This window comes from Streptomyces sp. NRRL WC-3618 (assembly GCF_001280005.1).
GTDB lineage: Bacteria > Actinomycetota > Actinomycetes > Streptomycetales > Streptomycetaceae > Streptomyces.
Genome location: NZ_LGDW01000107.1, coordinates 34288 through 49482 on the forward strand (window position 1 = coordinate 34288; position 15195 = coordinate 49482).

The 15195-nt window shown below is 71.0% G+C and carries 11 protein-coding genes; 6 read left to right on the top strand and 5 right to left on the bottom strand.

The genetic code is table 11. The features are described from left to right. Positions 1–87: 87 nt before the first annotated feature. Positions 88–2484 carry a malto-oligosyltrehalose synthase gene (gene treY, locus ADL01_RS13205; protein WP_053742149.1) on the bottom strand — a complete coding sequence of 799 codons (2397 nt, stop codon included), beginning with the start codon at positions 2482–2484 and terminating at the stop codon, positions 88–90. Positions 2485–2551: 67 nt separating this feature from the next. Further along, positions 2552–4693, bottom strand: a complete 2142-nt coding sequence (glgX, locus tag ADL01_RS13210) for a glycogen debranching protein GlgX (RefSeq protein ID WP_053742150.1) — start codon at positions 4691–4693, stop codon at positions 2552–2554. Positions 4694–4883: 190 nt separating this feature from the next. Between glgX and ADL01_RS13215 the strand changes: the two genes are divergently transcribed. The 5 genes from ADL01_RS13215 (at position 4884) to ADL01_RS13235 (ending at position 9683) form a co-directional block, all read left to right on the top strand. After that, positions 4884–5723 (top strand): hypothetical protein, encoded by an 840-nt coding sequence (locus tag ADL01_RS13215; RefSeq protein WP_053742151.1) that lies wholly within the window; start codon positions 4884–4886, stop codon positions 5721–5723. 86 nt (positions 5724–5809) lie between these two features. After that, positions 5810–7108 carry a copper amine oxidase gene (locus tag ADL01_RS13220; RefSeq protein ID WP_053742152.1) on the top strand — a complete coding sequence of 433 codons (1299 nt, stop codon included), beginning with the start codon at positions 5810–5812 and terminating at the stop codon, positions 7106–7108. Positions 7109–7222: 114 nt separating this feature from the next. Beyond that, positions 7223–8461 carry an SAV2148 family HEPN domain-containing protein gene (locus ADL01_RS13225; RefSeq protein ID WP_053742153.1) on the top strand — a complete coding sequence of 413 codons (1239 nt, stop codon included), beginning with the start codon at positions 7223–7225 and terminating at the stop codon, positions 8459–8461. 111 nt (positions 8462–8572) lie between these two features. After that, positions 8573–9295, top strand: a complete 723-nt coding sequence (locus ADL01_RS13230; protein ID WP_053742154.1) for a 3'-5' exonuclease — start codon at positions 8573–8575, stop codon at positions 9293–9295. Between the two features lie 34 nt (positions 9296–9329). Beyond that, on the top strand, positions 9330–9683 hold the full coding sequence (locus ADL01_RS13235) for a VOC family protein (protein WP_053742155.1): 354 nt from the start codon (positions 9330–9332) through the stop codon (positions 9681–9683). 9 nt (positions 9684–9692) lie between these two features. Here the strand turns inward: ADL01_RS13235 and ADL01_RS13240 are convergent, their stop codons facing one another. Beyond that, the gene (locus ADL01_RS13240; protein WP_053742186.1) at positions 9693–10646 is read right to left on the bottom strand and encodes a DMT family transporter; all 954 of its coding nucleotides are present in this window, start codon (positions 10644–10646) and stop codon (positions 9693–9695) included. Positions 10647–10741: 95 nt separating this feature from the next. Between ADL01_RS13240 and ADL01_RS13245 the strand changes: the two genes are divergently transcribed. Further along, positions 10742–11644: a LysR family transcriptional regulator gene (locus ADL01_RS13245; RefSeq protein WP_053742156.1), complete on the top strand. Its 903-nt coding sequence runs from the start codon at positions 10742–10744 to the stop codon at positions 11642–11644. An 83-nt stretch (positions 11645–11727) separates the two neighbouring features. Here the strand turns inward: ADL01_RS13245 and ADL01_RS13250 are convergent, their stop codons facing one another. Together ADL01_RS13250 and ADL01_RS13255 are read right to left on the bottom strand one after the other, a co-directional pair. After that, positions 11728–12597 (bottom strand): phosphotransferase enzyme family protein, encoded by an 870-nt coding sequence (locus ADL01_RS13250; protein WP_053742187.1) that lies wholly within the window; start codon positions 12595–12597, stop codon positions 11728–11730. 233 nt (positions 12598–12830) lie between these two features. Continuing rightward, positions 12831–15101 carry an MMPL family transporter gene (locus ADL01_RS13255; protein ID WP_053742157.1) on the bottom strand — a complete coding sequence of 757 codons (2271 nt, stop codon included), beginning with the start codon at positions 15099–15101 and terminating at the stop codon, positions 12831–12833. Positions 15102–15195 lie beyond the last annotated feature (94 nt).

Below are 15195 nucleotides of genomic sequence, written 5' to 3' on the forward strand. Positions count from 1 at the left end.
ACGCGCGGGCACCGGGCACGCGCACCCCTGTGAGCCCGGCGCCTGGTACCCACAGAGGCGTACGGCGACGCATGCGCGCCCCCGCCGTCACTCCTCGCCGGCCCGCTCCAGCAGCGCCACCGGCAGCTGGGCGAAAAGCTCCGCCACGCGCGCGTGCCCGGTGAACTCCCGCTCCGGAGCCAGCAGATCGGCCCACCGGCCCGGCGGCAGCGGCAACCGCGTGTCGTGCCAGCCGCCCGCGCCCGCCAGCCGCAGGGACAGCCGGGTGACCGCCGTGACCACCTCCCCCGAGCGCGCGTACGCCAGGCAGTGCGCCGCCGCCGGGCCCTCCGCGACGAGCGGCGTGTACGTAGCCGTGTCGCCGAACACCGCCGGGCGCCGCGCGCGCAGCCGCAACGCGGTCGCCGTCAGCTCGTCCTTCTCGCCGGGGGCCTCGGGTGGGAACCGGACGGGACGGCGGTTGTCCGGGTCCACCAGCGCCCGGTACTCGCTCTCCGTGCCCTGGTAGAGATCCGGTACGCCCGGCATCGTCAGGTGGACCAGGGCCGCGCCCAGGACGTTCGCCCGGACATACGGCGCCAGGGCGCCGCGCAGCGCGGCCACCCGCTCGCCGGGCGCCCCGCACGGGCCCGCCGCCACGAACGCCGCCACCGCCTCCTCGTACGCCGGTTCCTGCTCCGTCCAGGCGGTGTGCAGGCCCGCCTCCCGGACGTGCTTCAGCAGGGCGCCCTGGAGGCGCTCCCCGTCCGCCGGGCCCAGGCCGAAGGCCGTCTGCCAGGCCGCCCACGCCAGCTGGGCGTCGGGCACGCCCTCACCGGTGCGCGTGACCTCCGCCAGGACGTCGGCCCAGCGCTGCGGGCACTCGGTGAGCACGGCCAGCGCCGCGCGTACGTCGGCGCTGCGCTTCGTGTCGTGCGTCGACAGCACCGTCCCGGTGGCCGGCCAGTCGCGCTGCACGCGCGCGCAATAGGCGTGGAAGTCCTCCGGGGACACCGCGGGGCTGCCCGGGTTGCCGCCGACCTCGGTCGCCGACAGCAGCGGCACATAGCGGTAGAACGCCGTGTCCTCCACGGACTTGGCCCGCGCCGCCGACGACGTCTGCGCGAACCGGTCCCGGAACTCGGCAAGCTCGGGTCCGGCCCCGTCCCCGCCCGCGACCCGGCCCAGCAGCAGATCCCGTACGACGTCCACGGCCCCGCCCTCCTCCGCGACGACGAACGCCTGCCGGGCCTCGGCGACGGCCTCCTCGGTGACCACCACGGCCGCGTCCCCGGGCGTGTACGGGCGGTAGACCTCGAGGCGGACCAGCAGCTCGCGCAGCGCGGTACGCAGTGCCCAGGGGGCGCGGTCGCGCAGCGCGGGGTCGGGGGAGGCGGCGCAGAGACGGTTCGCCACGCGGGTCAGCCGGTCCACCTCGGTGGCCAGCTCGTGCGTCACCACCTTGTACGCGGCCCGCCGTACCGTCGCCTCCCAGTGCCCGCCCCGGTCGGCCTGAGGGGCCGCGAACCGCCGGTACTGGCCGAGGAGTTCACCCGCCCCCGCCGGGTCCGTGAACAGGCCGTCCACGTGCCGCAGGGCGTCGTACCCGGTGGTCCCCGCGACCGGCCAGCCGGCCGGCAGGTGCTCGCCGTCCGCCAGGATCTTCTCGACCACCGTCCAGCGGCCCCCGCTCGCCTCGTGCAGCCGGCGCAGATAGCCGCCCGGGTCCGCGAGACCGTCGGGATGGTCGACCCGCAGGCCGTCCAGCACCCCCTCGTCGAGCAGCTCCAGCACCTTTCCGTGCGTCGCCGCGAACACCTCGGGGTCCTCGACCCGCACCCCGATCAGCTCCGAGATACTGAAGAAGCGCCGGTAGTTGAGCTCGGTGCGCGCCAGCCGCCACCACGCCGGGCGGTACCACTGCGCGTCGAGGAGCTGCGGCAGCGGCAGCTCCTCGGTGCCCTCGCGCAGGGGCAGGACATGGTCGTAGTAGCTCAGGACGTGGCCGTCGTACCCCAGGTGCGCGTCCTGCCACCGCTCGACCTTCAGCTGGTCCCACTCGGCGCCCAGCGGCTGCCCCAGCACCGGCAGCAGCAGCCGGCCGCCCTGCGCGTCCCAGTCGATGTCGAACCAGCGCGCGTACGGAGACCCGGGGCCCTCCCGGAGCACCTCCCACAGGGGGCGGTTGTGGCGCGGGGACATCGCCATGTGGTTCGGCACGATGTCGGCGACCAGCCCGAGCCCGTGCTCCCGCGCGGTGCGCGCCAGTGCCCGTAGTCCCTCCTCGCCGCCGAGTTCGCCGCGCACGCGCGCGTGGTCCACGACGTCGTAACCGTGCGTCGACCCGGGCACGGACTCCAGGAAGGGCGACAGATGCAGATGCGAGACGCCGAGCGAGGCCAGATAGGGCACGGCGGCGGCCGCCGCGCCGAACGGGAACGCGGGCTGGAGTTGCAGCCGGTAGGTAGCCGTGGGCACGACCGGGTCAGGACGCTCAGGTGTCATGGAAACCTACGTACCCGCCCCACCGCCTTTCGTGTCATCGACTCCCGCACCCGGCCGTCACCGCCGCCTAGGTCGGGCGCTGAAGCACCGTCAGGCTGTGGTCCAGCAGGGTCAGGCGGTCGCCCGCCTTCACCTTCGCGCCCGTGCCCGGCGGCACGCCCTCCGTGCGGGCGGTGTCGATCACGACCTCCCACTGGCGGCCGTGGTTGACCGGCACCACGAACTCCAGCGTCTTCGGCGAGGCGTTGAACATCAGCAGGAACGAGTCGTCGGAGATGCGCTCACCGCGCGCACCGGGCTCGGAGATCGCGTTGCCGTTGAGGAACACGCTCATCGCGCCCGCCTGCGCCGAGTCCCAGTCGCGCTGGACCATCTCCTCGCCCGCCGGGGTGAACCAGGCGATGTCCGACAGCTCGTCGTGGGTGCCCTCCACGGGGCGGCCGTGGAAGAAGCGGCGCCTGCGGAAGACCGGGTGGTCCTTGCGCAGCCACACCATCGCGCGCGTGAACTCCAGCAGCTCCGCCGATCCGGGTTCGCCGTCGGAGTCGGTGGCGTCGGCGAAGTCCGGCCACGGCACCCAGGAGATCTCGTTGTCCTGGCAGTACGCGTTGTTGTTGCCGCCCTGGGTGCGCGCGAACTCGTCACCGTGGCTGAGCATCGGCACGCCCTGGGACAGCATCAGCGTCGCGATGAAGTTCCGCCGCTGGCGCGCCCGGAGGGCGAGGACGCCCGCGTCCTCGGTCTCGCCCTCGGCGCCGCAGTTCCAGGACCTGTTGTGGCTCTCCCCGTCCCGGTTGTCCTCGCCGTTGGCCAGGTTGCGTTTCTCGTTGTACGACACCAGGTCGTTGAGGGTGAAACCGTCATGGCAGGTCACGAAGTTGATCGAGGCCAGCGGACGGCGGCCGTCGTCCTGGTAGAGGTCCGAGGACCCCGTCAGCCGGGACGCGAACTCCGCGAGCGTGCGCGGCTCGCCCCGCCACATGTCCCGTACGGTGTCGCGGTACATGCCGTTCCACTCGGTCCACAGCGGCGGGAAGTTGCCCACCTGGTAGCCGCCCTCGCCCACGTCCCACGGCTCGGCGATCAGCTTCACCTGGGACACCACCGGGTCCTGCTGGACCAGGTCGAAGAACGACGACAGCCGGTCCACCTCGTGGAACTGCCGGGCCAGCGTGGCCGCGAGGTCGAAGCGAAAACCGTCGACGTGCATCTCGGTGACCCAGTAGCGCAGCGAGTCCATGATCAGCTGGAGCACGTGCGGGGACCGCATGAGCAGGGAGTTCCCGGTGCCCGTGGTGTCCATGTAGTAGCGCTGGTCCTCGGCGAGCCGGTAGTACTGCGCGTTGTCGATGCCCCGGAAGGACAGCGTCGGGCCGAGGTGGTTGCCCTCCGCGGTGTGGTTGTAGACCACGTCCAGGATGACCTCGATACCGGCCTCGTGCAGCGCCCGTACCGCCGACTTGAACTCCAGGACCTGCTGGCCCCGGTCGCCCCAGGAGGCGTACGCGTTGTGCGGGGCGAAGAAGCCGATCGTGTTGTAGCCCCAGTAGTTGGTCAGGCCCATGTCGACCAGCCGGTGGTCGTTGACGAACTGGTGCACCGGCATCAGTTCGAGGGCCGTGACACCGAGAGCGGTCAGGTGTTCGATGATCGCGGGGTGGGCGAGCGCAGCGTAGGTGCCGCGCAGCTCCTCGGGCAGCGCCGGGTGGCGCATCGTCAGGCCCTTCACATGAGCCTCGTAGATCACCGTGTGGTGGTACTCGGTGCGCGGGCGCCGGTCGTCGCCCCAGTCGAAGTACGGGTTGACCACGACGGACGACATGGTGTGCGGCGCCGAGTCGAGGTCGTTGCGCCGCTCGGGCTCGCCGAAGTGGTAGCCGTACACCTCCTCGCCCCAGGTGACCGCGCCGCTGATCGCCTTCGCGTACGGATCGAGGAGCAGCTTCGCCGAGTTGGTCCGCCGGCCGAGCTCGGGTGCGTACGGGCCGTGCGCCCGGAAGCCGTAGCGCTGTCCCGGCATCACCCCGGGCAGATACGCGTGCCGGACGAACGCGTCGCTCTCCCGCAGTTCCACCGCCGTTTCCGAGCCGTCGTCGTGGAGCAGACACAGCTCGACCCGTTCGGCGGCCTCCGAGAAGACCGCGAAGTTGGTGCCGGCGCCGTCGTACGTGGCACCGAGTGGATATGCCTCTCCTGGCCAGACCTGCATGCGCTCGACTCTTTCAGTTGTGGTCCGCCGCTGGGGCGACTCCACTCCGAGTCTCCCCGAAAGTGATGGAACCACCTACGACTTACGCCCCTCTTACCGGTCGACCTGTGCGTACCCGCATACCCGGGTGCGCCAAAACTTTTCCTTCTTCACGTACTCCCTGGGCTGTGAGGGGGAGTAAGGGGACAACGTGCGCAAAATCGTGCGCCGCCACCTGGGCAAGGTGGTGGCGGGGGCGGGCATAGCGGTGGCCGGTACGGCGCTGATGGTCGCGGTGACGCTGCCGGGATCGGCGGGGGCCGACGAAACGGGGGGTACGGGGAACTCGGGCACCTCGGGAAGCACGTCGGGCTCGGCGAGCACGGGCGGCGGCGGGGGGCAGTCCGGGCAGCAGGCCGCGGTGCCGCCCGGTGTCGTCGAACAGGTGCCCGCCGAGGGTGCGAAGGGCAAGGGCCGTGATCCGCTCACCGACGGTGAGATGGCACGCGTCGAGAACCTCGCCCTGAGCCGCCAGCTGCGTGGCTCCGGTGAGGACGTGACGGGACAGCCCGGTCCGCAGCGGATCAGCGTCGACCTGGCCGAGCCCGAGGCCACCGAGGTGGACGACCCGAACGCGCCCCGGCGCGCGGACGTCTCGTACTACGACTACAAGAACGACACGCTGGTCACCAGGACCGTCAACCTCGACACCGGCAAGGTCGAGCGGACCGGTACCCAGCACGGTGTGCAGCCGCCTCCGGGCCGCGCCGAGACGGCCGAGGCGACCAGGCTGCTGATTGCCGACCCGCTGGGCGCGGGCCTGAGGGCCGACTACAAGGACGCCACCGGCAAGGAGCTCACCTCGCCCGACCAGCTGCTCGTGTCCAGCATGGTCTACCGGGCCACTCCGGGCGCCCAGCCCGCCGTGCTCGACGCGTGCGGCGACCACCGCTGTGTGCGGCTCTTTCCGAAGGTGAAGAACGGGTCGTGGATCGACTCCCGCTCGCTGATCATCGACCTGGGCGCCCGCAAGGTGGCCAAGCTCGGCTGACCGGGGTGACGACCGTCCTCGGTTCACCTTCGCACCTCGTACCTCTTCCCCGCCCCACTCTCTCCTTCTAGGGAGTCTCTTAAGTCATGCGCGAAAAGTATGTGCTCGTAGGCCTCTCCGCGGTCGCGCTGGCCGCCGGCCTCACCACGGCGGCGGGCCCGGCCACCGCCCAGCCCAAGGCGGCGGCCGCGCCGGCCGCGGACTGCAGTGCGGCCTACCGCATCGAGCAGAAGCTCTCCACCGGCACCACCTGGCGGATGTGCTGGCGCTACGAGAGCGCGGCCGGGCTCGTCCTGGAGAAGATCTCGTACCAGCCTCCGGGCGAGGCCCAGCCGATCAAGGTGCTCAACTCCGCGCGGCTCGCCCAGATCCACGTCCCCTACGACGACGGGCAGGCCGAGTACCAGGACCTGACCGGGGCGGGCTTCGCCCAGGGTCTGATGAACATGGCGCCCGGTGAGTGCCCCGGCGGCACCATCAAGACCGTCAAGGTTCCCGAGGCATGGGACCCGGAGCACGCGAACGTCAAGGGCCTGTGCACCACGACCCGTACGCGCGGCCACGCCTACCGGATGCAGGGCGACACCGCGAACAAAGTCTGGCAGACCCAGGGCAAGGACCTGCTCGTCTACACGGTCAACCAGACCGGCTGGTACGAGTACATCACCGAGTGGCGCTTCCAGGACGACGGCACCATCAACATGAACGTCGGCGCCACCGGCAGCCTCTCGCCCGGCGACTACGACGCGGGCGACGGCCGCGGCTGGCCCATCGGCAAGGGCGCCAAGGCCTACGCCACCAGCCACAGCCACAACGTCTTCTGGCGGCTCGACTTCGGCCTCGACGGCTCCTCCAAGGGCAAGGTCGAGCAGTACGACTCCGTGGTCAGCCCGCCCAGGAGCGGCGAGGAGGGACCCACCAACAAGACGACCCGCACGCAGATCAAGAAGGAACTCGCGGGCGACGCCAAGAGCATGCGCTGGTGGCGCATGGTCAGCGCCACCGGCAAGAACAAGGACGGCCACGCGCGGTCGTACGAGATCGTCCCCGGCGCCACCACCAAGTACCCCGGCCGCAGTTACACCCGGCATGACGTCTACTTCACCGAGTACAACAAGTGTGAGCAGTTCGCCAGCGACAACCTGGGCAACTGCGGTGCCGGCGCCAAGAAGTCCGTCGACGGATGGGTCAACGGCCAGACGCTCACCCACCCGTTGGTCTGGGTGAACGTGGGCTTCCACCACATAGCCCGGGACGAGGACCAGCAGCCCATGCCCATCCACTGGCAGGGCTTCTCCCTCGCCCCGCGCGATGTCACGGCTATGAATCCGCTCACTCCCGCCGCGCTCGCCGACCAGAACGGGCATGTCGAAAACGGTAGTTGAGAAACGACCCTGTCCATCCTGCTGCACCGCAGACCGCTCCCGGAGTACCCTTCCTTGATCGTCGGCCGGGCTCGGCCACGGGGAGAGCTCGGGGGAGCGGAAGGCGGTGCACGGGTGGGCTCGGGAGGGCTGGAGCTGCCCCCTGGTGACGAGGGTCACGAGGGGAACTCCACAGAGGTCCCGCCCGGCGCGGTGTCCCTGGCACGGCCGATGGAGACGGGTTCCATCGGCCCGGAACTGGACTGGGACGCCGACGCCTGGCACGAGGTGCGAACCCGCGCCCAGCGGGCCGGACGGGCCTACATCTGGCTGAACCTCGTCGAACAGCGGCTGCGCGCGGTCGTGGCCGCTGTTCTGCGTCCCATCTACGAACCCGTCCACGGCGACGAGTGGGTGGTCGCCGCCGCCGGTCCGGCCGGCCAGGAATGGGTGCAGCGCGCGGTCGCCGTACGCGAAGTCAGCCGCCGCAAGGGCTACTTGCTCGACCCCGCCGACGACAACGTCCTCAGCTTCCTCACGTTGCCCCAGCTGCGCGAGCTGATGGTGCAGCACTGGCCGTGCTTCGAGCCGTACGTCGACGAGCGCCGCGATGTCGAACTCGCCCTGGACGAGCTGGAGGTCACCCGCAACGTGGTCTCCCGCAACCGCGCCCTGTCCGAGGCGGTCCTCGGCCAGGCCGAGCGGGCCTCGGGCAAGCTTCTGGAGACCCTCGGCGCGGGCGGCGACGTGCCCTCCGCGCGCCGGCTGCCGGTGGACGCGGTCGAGGACCTGGTAGGCGACCGGTACGGCGACGTGGTCGCGGTGCACACCGACCGTGTACGGCTGATGCGCCAGTTCCCGGCCGAGGACATCTTCGGCGGCGCGCGTCGCCTCGACGCCATCGGTATCGGCCTCAACCTCCTTGTGCAGAACTTCTCCGGGCGACGCCTGGTGCGGCTCGCGGAGTCGGGCTGCCGGGTCCGGCTGCTGTTCCTGAACCCCGCGTCCAGTGCGGTGAAGCGGCGTGAGCGCGAACTTGGCATCAAGCGGGGCGAGTTGAGCCGCGCGGTCGAGATGAACATCCTGCACATGCGCCGGGTGCGGTCCAAGCTGCGCGACCCGGGCGCCTTCGAGATCCAGGTCTTCGACGAGACGCCCCGCTTCACGGCCTACCTCGTCGACGGGGACGCCTCGGACGGGGTCGCGATCGTGCAGACCTATCTGAGCCGGACGCGCGGGATGGAGGCGCCGGTGCTGGTGCTGCGGGGCCGAAGCCGGATGGTCAAGCCGGGCGAGACGGAGGAGAGCGGTCTTTTCCCGACATACCGCGAGGAGTTCGAGACCGCCTGGGCCGATTCGCGGCCTGTGTCCTGACCTGCTCACCTTCCACAACCGGAACGCGGTCCTCTGATTGTCAGTGGCTCATGGGATCGTGGAGACCACTGGGGGAAAGCACCACCAAGAAGGTAAGAAGGGGGGCCAGGCATGGGCTGGCACCATGAGCTGCTGATCGGCTTCGACCTGGAGACGACCGGGACGGATCCGAGCGAGGCACGCATCGTCACCGGCGCGGTGATCGAGGTGCGGGGCGGTGAGACACTCGGCCGCCGCGAATGGCTGGCCGATCCGGGCGTGGAGATCCCGGCGGACGCGGTCGCCGTGCACGGCATCACCAACGAGCGCGCGACCAGCGAGGGCCGCCCGGCGGACCAGGTCGCGGACGCCATCGCGGACGTACTGGCGACGTACTGGAAGACGGGCGTGCCGGTGGTCGCCTACAACGCGAACTTCGACCTCACCCTGCTCTCCGCCGAGTTGCGCAGACACGGTCTGCCGTCCCTGCGGGAGCGGCTGGGCGGCCTGGACCCTGCGCCGGTGATCGACCCGTACACGATCGACCGCTCCGTCGACCGCTACCGGCGCGGCAAGCGCAACCTGGAAGCGGTGTGCACGGAGTACGGCGTCCTGCTGGACGCGGCCCACGACGCGTCGGCGGACGCGCTGGCCGCGGCACGACTGGCGTGCGCGATAGCCGAGCGGCATCCCAAGGTCGCGGCGCTCGGCCCGGTGGAGCTGCACCGGCGCCAGATCGACTGGTACGCGCAGTGGGCGGCCGATTTCCAGAGCTTTCTGCGCCGCAAGGGGGAGACGGACGCGGTGGTGGACGGCACCTGGCCGGTACGGGAGGCGGTGGGCGACGCCGTGTGAGGCGGTTTCCGGCCGGCCCTGGCAGGATGACGGCATGGAACGTGTGCTGGGGATCGGTGGACATTTCATGCGGGCTGCCGATCCGGCGGCGCTGAGCGCGTGGTACCGCGGCTGCCTGGGGCTGGACGCCGACGAGTACGGCCTGTGGCATCAGGAAGCCGGACCGACGGTGTTCGCGACGTTCGAGTCCGGGACCGACTACTTCGGATCCCGCTCCCAGCAGACGATGCTCAACTTCCGGGTCCGGGACCTGGACGCGATGCTCGCCCAACTGCGCGCCCGGGGAGCGGACGTGGCCGAGGAAACGCAGGACATGGAAGGCGTCGGCCGATTCGGCTGGGTCACCGACCCCGAGGGCAACCGGGTCGAGCTCTGGCAGCCCGCCTGACCGCGTCCCTCACGGGGGTTCGGGTGCGGCGACGGGGGCGAGAACCCTGGCGGGTGCCCTGCGTGTGCGGTGGGCGCGTTCCACCGACTGGCCCCAGTACGTGCCGGTGACCATCAGCGTCGCGCCCAGCGCCGTCAGCGGCGTCAGGAGGTCGCCACCGAGGGCGATGCCGATCGCGGCGGCCCAGATCGGCTCTGTGCCCAGCAGCAGGCTGGCCCGGCTCGCCGACGTGCGCTGCACGGCCCACGTCTGGGCGAGAAACGCGAACACGCTGCAGAACAGGGCGAGATAGAGCAACTGCGTCCAGGTCCCGGTGTCGGCACGGGTGAGCGCCGGCAGGTCGGGGGCGGCGGTCGGCAGGAACAGAGCAGTGCCGATGACGGTCTGGAGCGTCGTCAGCTGGAGGGGGCGGATCGGCCGGCCGGTGGTGAGGCGTCCGACCAGGGCGACATGACCTGCCCGTACCAGTGCCGCGCCCAGCATCAACAGGTCACCGAGACGCGGTGCGTGGAAGCCGTTGCCGGCCATGAGCAGGCCGACGGCCAGGACGCACACGCTCGCGGCGGCGTAGAAGGCCGGGGGCAGCCCGCCGGGGTGTCCGGCGCGGTCCAGGAGAGGGGTGAGCACGATGGTCAGGCTGATGATCAGGCCCGCGTTGGCGGCGGTGGTGTGGGCGACCCCGTACGTCTCCACGGCGAGGACGGCGGCCTGGGTGACGCCGAGCGGCAGTGCGGCCCGTACTTCCTCACGGGTCCACAGACGAGAGCCACTGCCCCGCTCCCGTTCCTTCCCCCGTCCGGCGGCGACCAGGCCGAGACAGGCGAGCGCGGACACGGCGTACCGCGCGAACAGGACCACGAGGACGGGCAGGGCGGAGGTGGCCGTCTGGGCGGACAGATAACTGGAACCCCAGACGAGCGCGACCAGGAGGAGTACCGCGTCGGTACGGCGGGAGTCGGACACGCGACCCACGGTGCATCGGAAACCACTCTGAAGCCTAGGGCCACCTTCTAAAACGATCATTTAGGTTCCCTACATCGTCTGTCTACACTCCTCCCGTGGACGAACGTCAGCTGAGGATCCTGCGCGAACTCGGTGAGCTGGGCAGCGTCACCGCCGTCGCCGACGCGCTGCTCGTCACGCCCTCGGCGATCTCGCAGCAACTGCGGCTGCTCCAGCGCTCCATCCCGGTCCCGCTCACCGAGCGACAGGGGCGGCGACTGGTGCTGACCGACGCCGGGCAGGCGCTGGCGGGCGCGGCGACCGAGGTCGAGTCGGCGCTGGCGCGGGCCCGGCACACCGTCGAGGAGTTCCTCGACCGGCCGGACGGCCAGGTGTCCGTGGCGGCCTTCCACAGTGCGGGCGCCGCCTTCTTCCCGCTGCTGCTGCGCGCCCTGGCCGGGCAGGACGGACCGGTGCTCGCGCTGGCCGACGAAGACGTGACGCAGGACGACTTTCCGCCGCTGACCAGGGAGTACGACCTTGTCCTCGCCCACCGCCTGGACCACGCCCCGCCCTGGCCGCGCACGGTGACGGCGACCCCGCTGCTGCGTGAACCCCTCGACGTGGCGATGCCCGCCGACCATCCGCTCGCCACCCGGCGACGACTGACCCCCGCCGATGTGGCCGACCAGCCCTGGATCGCCGTCCACGACGGCTTCCCGATCATGGCGACGATCGAGGCCATAGCCACCGCGGCGGGCCGCCGTCCCCATCTGGCCCACCGCATCAACGAGTTCGCGGTGGCGGCGGAGGTGGTGGCCGCCGGCGGAGGCCTCGCCCTGATGCCCCGCTGGACCTCCCGCCCCCACCCGGCCCTGGTCCTGAAACCGCTCAGCGGCATCCAGGCCAGACGCCGCATCGACGCCCTGCACCGCCCGGAACGAACAGCCCGAAGGGCGGTAAGAACGGTACTGACGGAACTGCGAAGAGCGGCACAAGGAATCAGGGCCGAGGAGTAGCGCCCCGACAGGGGCGCGGGGAACTGCGCGACAAGCCACCCACAACCCGCACCCGCCAGAACGCAGCAAGCCCCCTTAGGCGCTCAAAACGGATACCACCGCACAGCCAAATCCCCCGCCCGCAATGACTCCACCCGCCGCGAGAACTCCGCCAACGCCTTCGGATTAACCGGCGCATGCTGCGCCACCCACGCACAGCTGGCAGTCTCCCGCGCCCCCCGCAACACCCCACACCCCTCCCACTCCCGCACATCCCATCCGTACGCCACCGTGAACGCCTCGTAGGCCTCGGTCGACAGGCCGTACCGGTCGTGGGACAGCGCCATGACCACCAGGTCGTGTTCGCGCAGGTCGGCGGAGAAGGTCTCCAGGTCGACCAGGACCGGGCCGTCGGGGCCGACATGGACGTTGCGGGGAAGCGCGTCGCCGTGGATCGGACCGGGCGGCAGGTGCGGGGTGAGCGCGGCGGCGGCCGTGGCGAAACCGTCGCGGCGCTCGCGCAGATAGGCCGCGTCCGCCGGGTCGATCGCGTCGCCCGCGAGCCGCAGCCAGCGTTCGACGCCGCCCAGGAGTTCGCGGGGCGGCAACGTGAGGGAGCGGGGGAGCGGCAGGGCGTGCACGATCCGCAGGAGTTCGGCCAGATCCCCCGGTCCGGCGGGGCGTACGGGGTCGGGCAGCCGGTGCCACACCGTCACCGGGTGGCCGTCGACGAGGAGCGCCTCGGGGGCTGCCGCGCGGACCGCCGGGACGTCCGCCTCGGCGAGCCAGCGCGCGATGTCCAGTTCCCGCCGCGCACGGTCGAGGAGTTCGGCGTCGCGGCCCACCCGGACGACCAGGTCACCGGCCGCGAACACCGCGTTCTCGCCCAGTGCGAGAAGCCGCGCGCCCGCTGCCTGACCGGGCGGCAGTACGCCCGCCGTGGCCAGTACGTCCCGGGCCCGTGCCTCGTCCATCGTCAGCCTCCCGCGCAGTCCCTCGTCCACCGCCGTGTACATCCGCGAACGGCGTCGGGTGCACGCCGTCCGCCGGTCAGTGTCGCATTCGCGCTGCTCGGCGGGCGTCGACGGACTCCCTCAGGGCGCCGGCCCGCAGACCGTCTCCCTCGTGTGAACGGGAAGAGGGCCCGTTGGCTCCCCGGTGACCAACGGACCCTCAGATCAAGGGAGTGCAGGGTGGGCGGAGTGACTCAGACCCCCACCCGCTCACCCTCCACGGCAGGCGGCGGAGGCGACGACACGGGCTCCGCCGCCTCGTCGTGGGTCAGGTCCGGCAGGCGGTTCAGCCACGCCGGGAAGTACCAGTTGCGCTCGCCGAGCAGCGCCATCACCGCGGGCAGCAGCACACCCCGGATGATCGTCGCGTCGATGAGCACCGCCGCCGCGAGGCCCACACCCATCTGCTTCATGGACTGCATCGACAGTGTCCCGAAGATGGCGAACACGGCGACCATGATGACGGCGGCGCTGGTGACGACCCCGGCCGTGGTGACCACCCCGTGCTGGATCGCGTCCTTCGTCGTCCGGCCGCGCAGATGTGCCTCGCGGATGCGGGAGACGACGAACACGTGGTAGTCCATCGACAGGCCGAACAGGATCACGAAGAGGAACAGCGGCAGCCACGTGATGATGGCGCCCACCCCCTCCGCGCCCACCAGCGACGCGCCCCAGCCGTGCTGGAAGACGGCGACCAGGATGCCGTAGGCCGCCCCGACCGAGAGCAGGTTGAGCGCGATCGAGGTGACCGCGATCGTCAGGGAGCGGAACGACAGGAGCATCAGCAGGAAGGCGAACACGACGACGAAGGCGAAGACCGGGGTGACCGCGCCGGCCAGCTGGTCGTTGAAGTCCTTCGAGCCGGCGACCTGTCCGGTGATCGGCGCCTCGACGCCGTCCACCTTGCCGAGCGTGGCCGGGCGTACCTCGTCGCGCAGCTTGTCCAGGCTCTCGCCGGCCTTGTCCAGGTCGGAGCCGCCGACCAGCGGGACGTACACGAAGGCGACGTTCTCGGCGTCGTGCAGCTTGATGTCGACCGGGCCGCGCGAGGCACCCGAACTGATCGCCCGCGCACGGAAGTCGGCCAGTGCGGACTTCACGTCGGCCGCGTTGATGTCCTTCGCCTTGACGATCACCTCGGCGGGCTCGGAGCCGCCGGGGAACGCGTCGTTGACGCGGTTGTAGGTGCCGACGATCGGCAGCGAGTCGCCGAACTCCTGGTCCAGGGTGAGGTTCTGGGTCTTCATGCCGAGCGCGGGCGCGGCCACGGCGAGCAGCGCACCGGCGGCGACCACCAGTGAGACGGCCGGCTTGGCGAGGACGACCTTCAGTACGGCCGTCCAGAACCGGCTCTCCCCGTTGCCCTTGCCGCGGCTGCCGTTCCTGCGCCGCTTGTCCGGGTGCAGGAAGGGGATCCGACCGTTCTCGACCCGCTCACCGAGCAGCGACAGCAGCGCCGGGAGGACGGTCACCGAACCGACCATGGCGACCGCCACGACCATCAGCGAGGCCAGGCCCATCGCCTCGAACGTGGCGAGACCGGTGAACAGCATGCCCGCCATCGCCACGCACACCGTGACACCGGAGACGATGATCGCGCGGCCACTGGTCGCCGCGGCGATCCGCAGCGCGGCCTCGGGGCTGTGGCCCGCCGCCCGCTCCTCGCGCTCCCGGCGCAGATAGAACAGGCAGTAGTCGACGCCGACGGCGAGACCGACGAGCAGCATCACGGAGCTGGCGGTGTCGTCCATCGGCTGGAGGTGGCTGACGATGCCCATCAGACCCATCGTCGCCATGATCGCGGTGATGGCCAGCGCCACCGGCAGCAGCGCCGCGACCAGCGCGCCGAACGCGATCAGCAGAATGCCGAGGGCCACCGGTACGGCGGACAGCTCCGCCTTCTGGAAGTCGTCCCCGAAGGCGTCGCTGAACGTCTTGTTCATGCTGGCGCCGCCGATCTCCTCGATCCGCAGCTCCGAGTGGTCCTTCTGGACGTTGGCGACGGCCTTCAGCACCGGCTCGACCCGGTCGCCCGCCGTGTCGGCGTCGCCCCGCATGTCGAACTGGACGAGCGCGCTGCGTCCGTCCTTCGAGAGGGTGTTCGTGTCATAGGGGGACTGGACGTCGGTGACCCGGCCGGTCTTGTCGACCGCCTTCATGACCTCGGCGACTGCGCCCCGGAACGCGGTGTCCGTGGCCTTGGCGCCCGCGCCCTTGGCCTGGATGAGGACGGTCTCGCTCGAGGGTTCGTCGATGCCGGCATCCTCGATGATCTTGGCGGCCGTGTGGGTCTCGCCGCCCAGCTGGTCGCTCTCCTTGACCTTGACGCTGCCTGCGGCCGAGCCGAGTCCCATGGCCAGGACGACGAACAGCACCCAGATCCCGACGGCCGCCCAGCGATGCCGGGCGCTCCAGCCGCCGGCCCGGGCAGCTATGCCCCGTACTCGCGTATCTCCGTTCCCCATGACGGACTTCCCCCTCGTAAGCGGTGACGGCCACCTGCCATCACCTTTAGTTCGAAGGTATGGGTCGGATAAGAGCATCTCCTCGTACTCGCCG

What these genes read in the sequence shown, in the direction of transcription:
- treY (WP_053742149.1), bottom strand. Translation starts at nt 2,484, where the DNA reads ATGACACCTGAGCGTCCTGACCCGGTCGTGCCCACGGCTACCTACCGG.
- glgX (WP_053742150.1), bottom strand. Translation starts at nt 4,693, where the DNA reads ATGCAGGTCTGGCCAGGAGAGGCATATCCACTCGGTGCCACGTACGAC.
- ADL01_RS13220 (WP_053742152.1), top strand. Translation starts at nt 5,810, where the DNA reads ATGCGCGAAAAGTATGTGCTCGTAGGCCTCTCCGCGGTCGCGCTGGCC.
- ADL01_RS13230 (WP_053742154.1), top strand. Translation starts at nt 8,573, where the DNA reads ATGGGCTGGCACCATGAGCTGCTGATCGGCTTCGACCTGGAGACGACC.
- ADL01_RS13235 (WP_053742155.1), top strand. Translation starts at nt 9,330, where the DNA reads ATGGAACGTGTGCTGGGGATCGGTGGACATTTCATGCGGGCTGCCGAT.
- ADL01_RS13250 (WP_053742187.1), bottom strand. Translation starts at nt 12,597, where the DNA reads ATGGACGAGGCACGGGCCCGGGACGTACTGGCCACGGCGGGCGTACTG.
- ADL01_RS13255 (WP_053742157.1), bottom strand. Translation starts at nt 15,101, where the DNA reads ATGGGGAACGGAGATACGCGAGTACGGGGCATAGCTGCCCGGGCCGGC.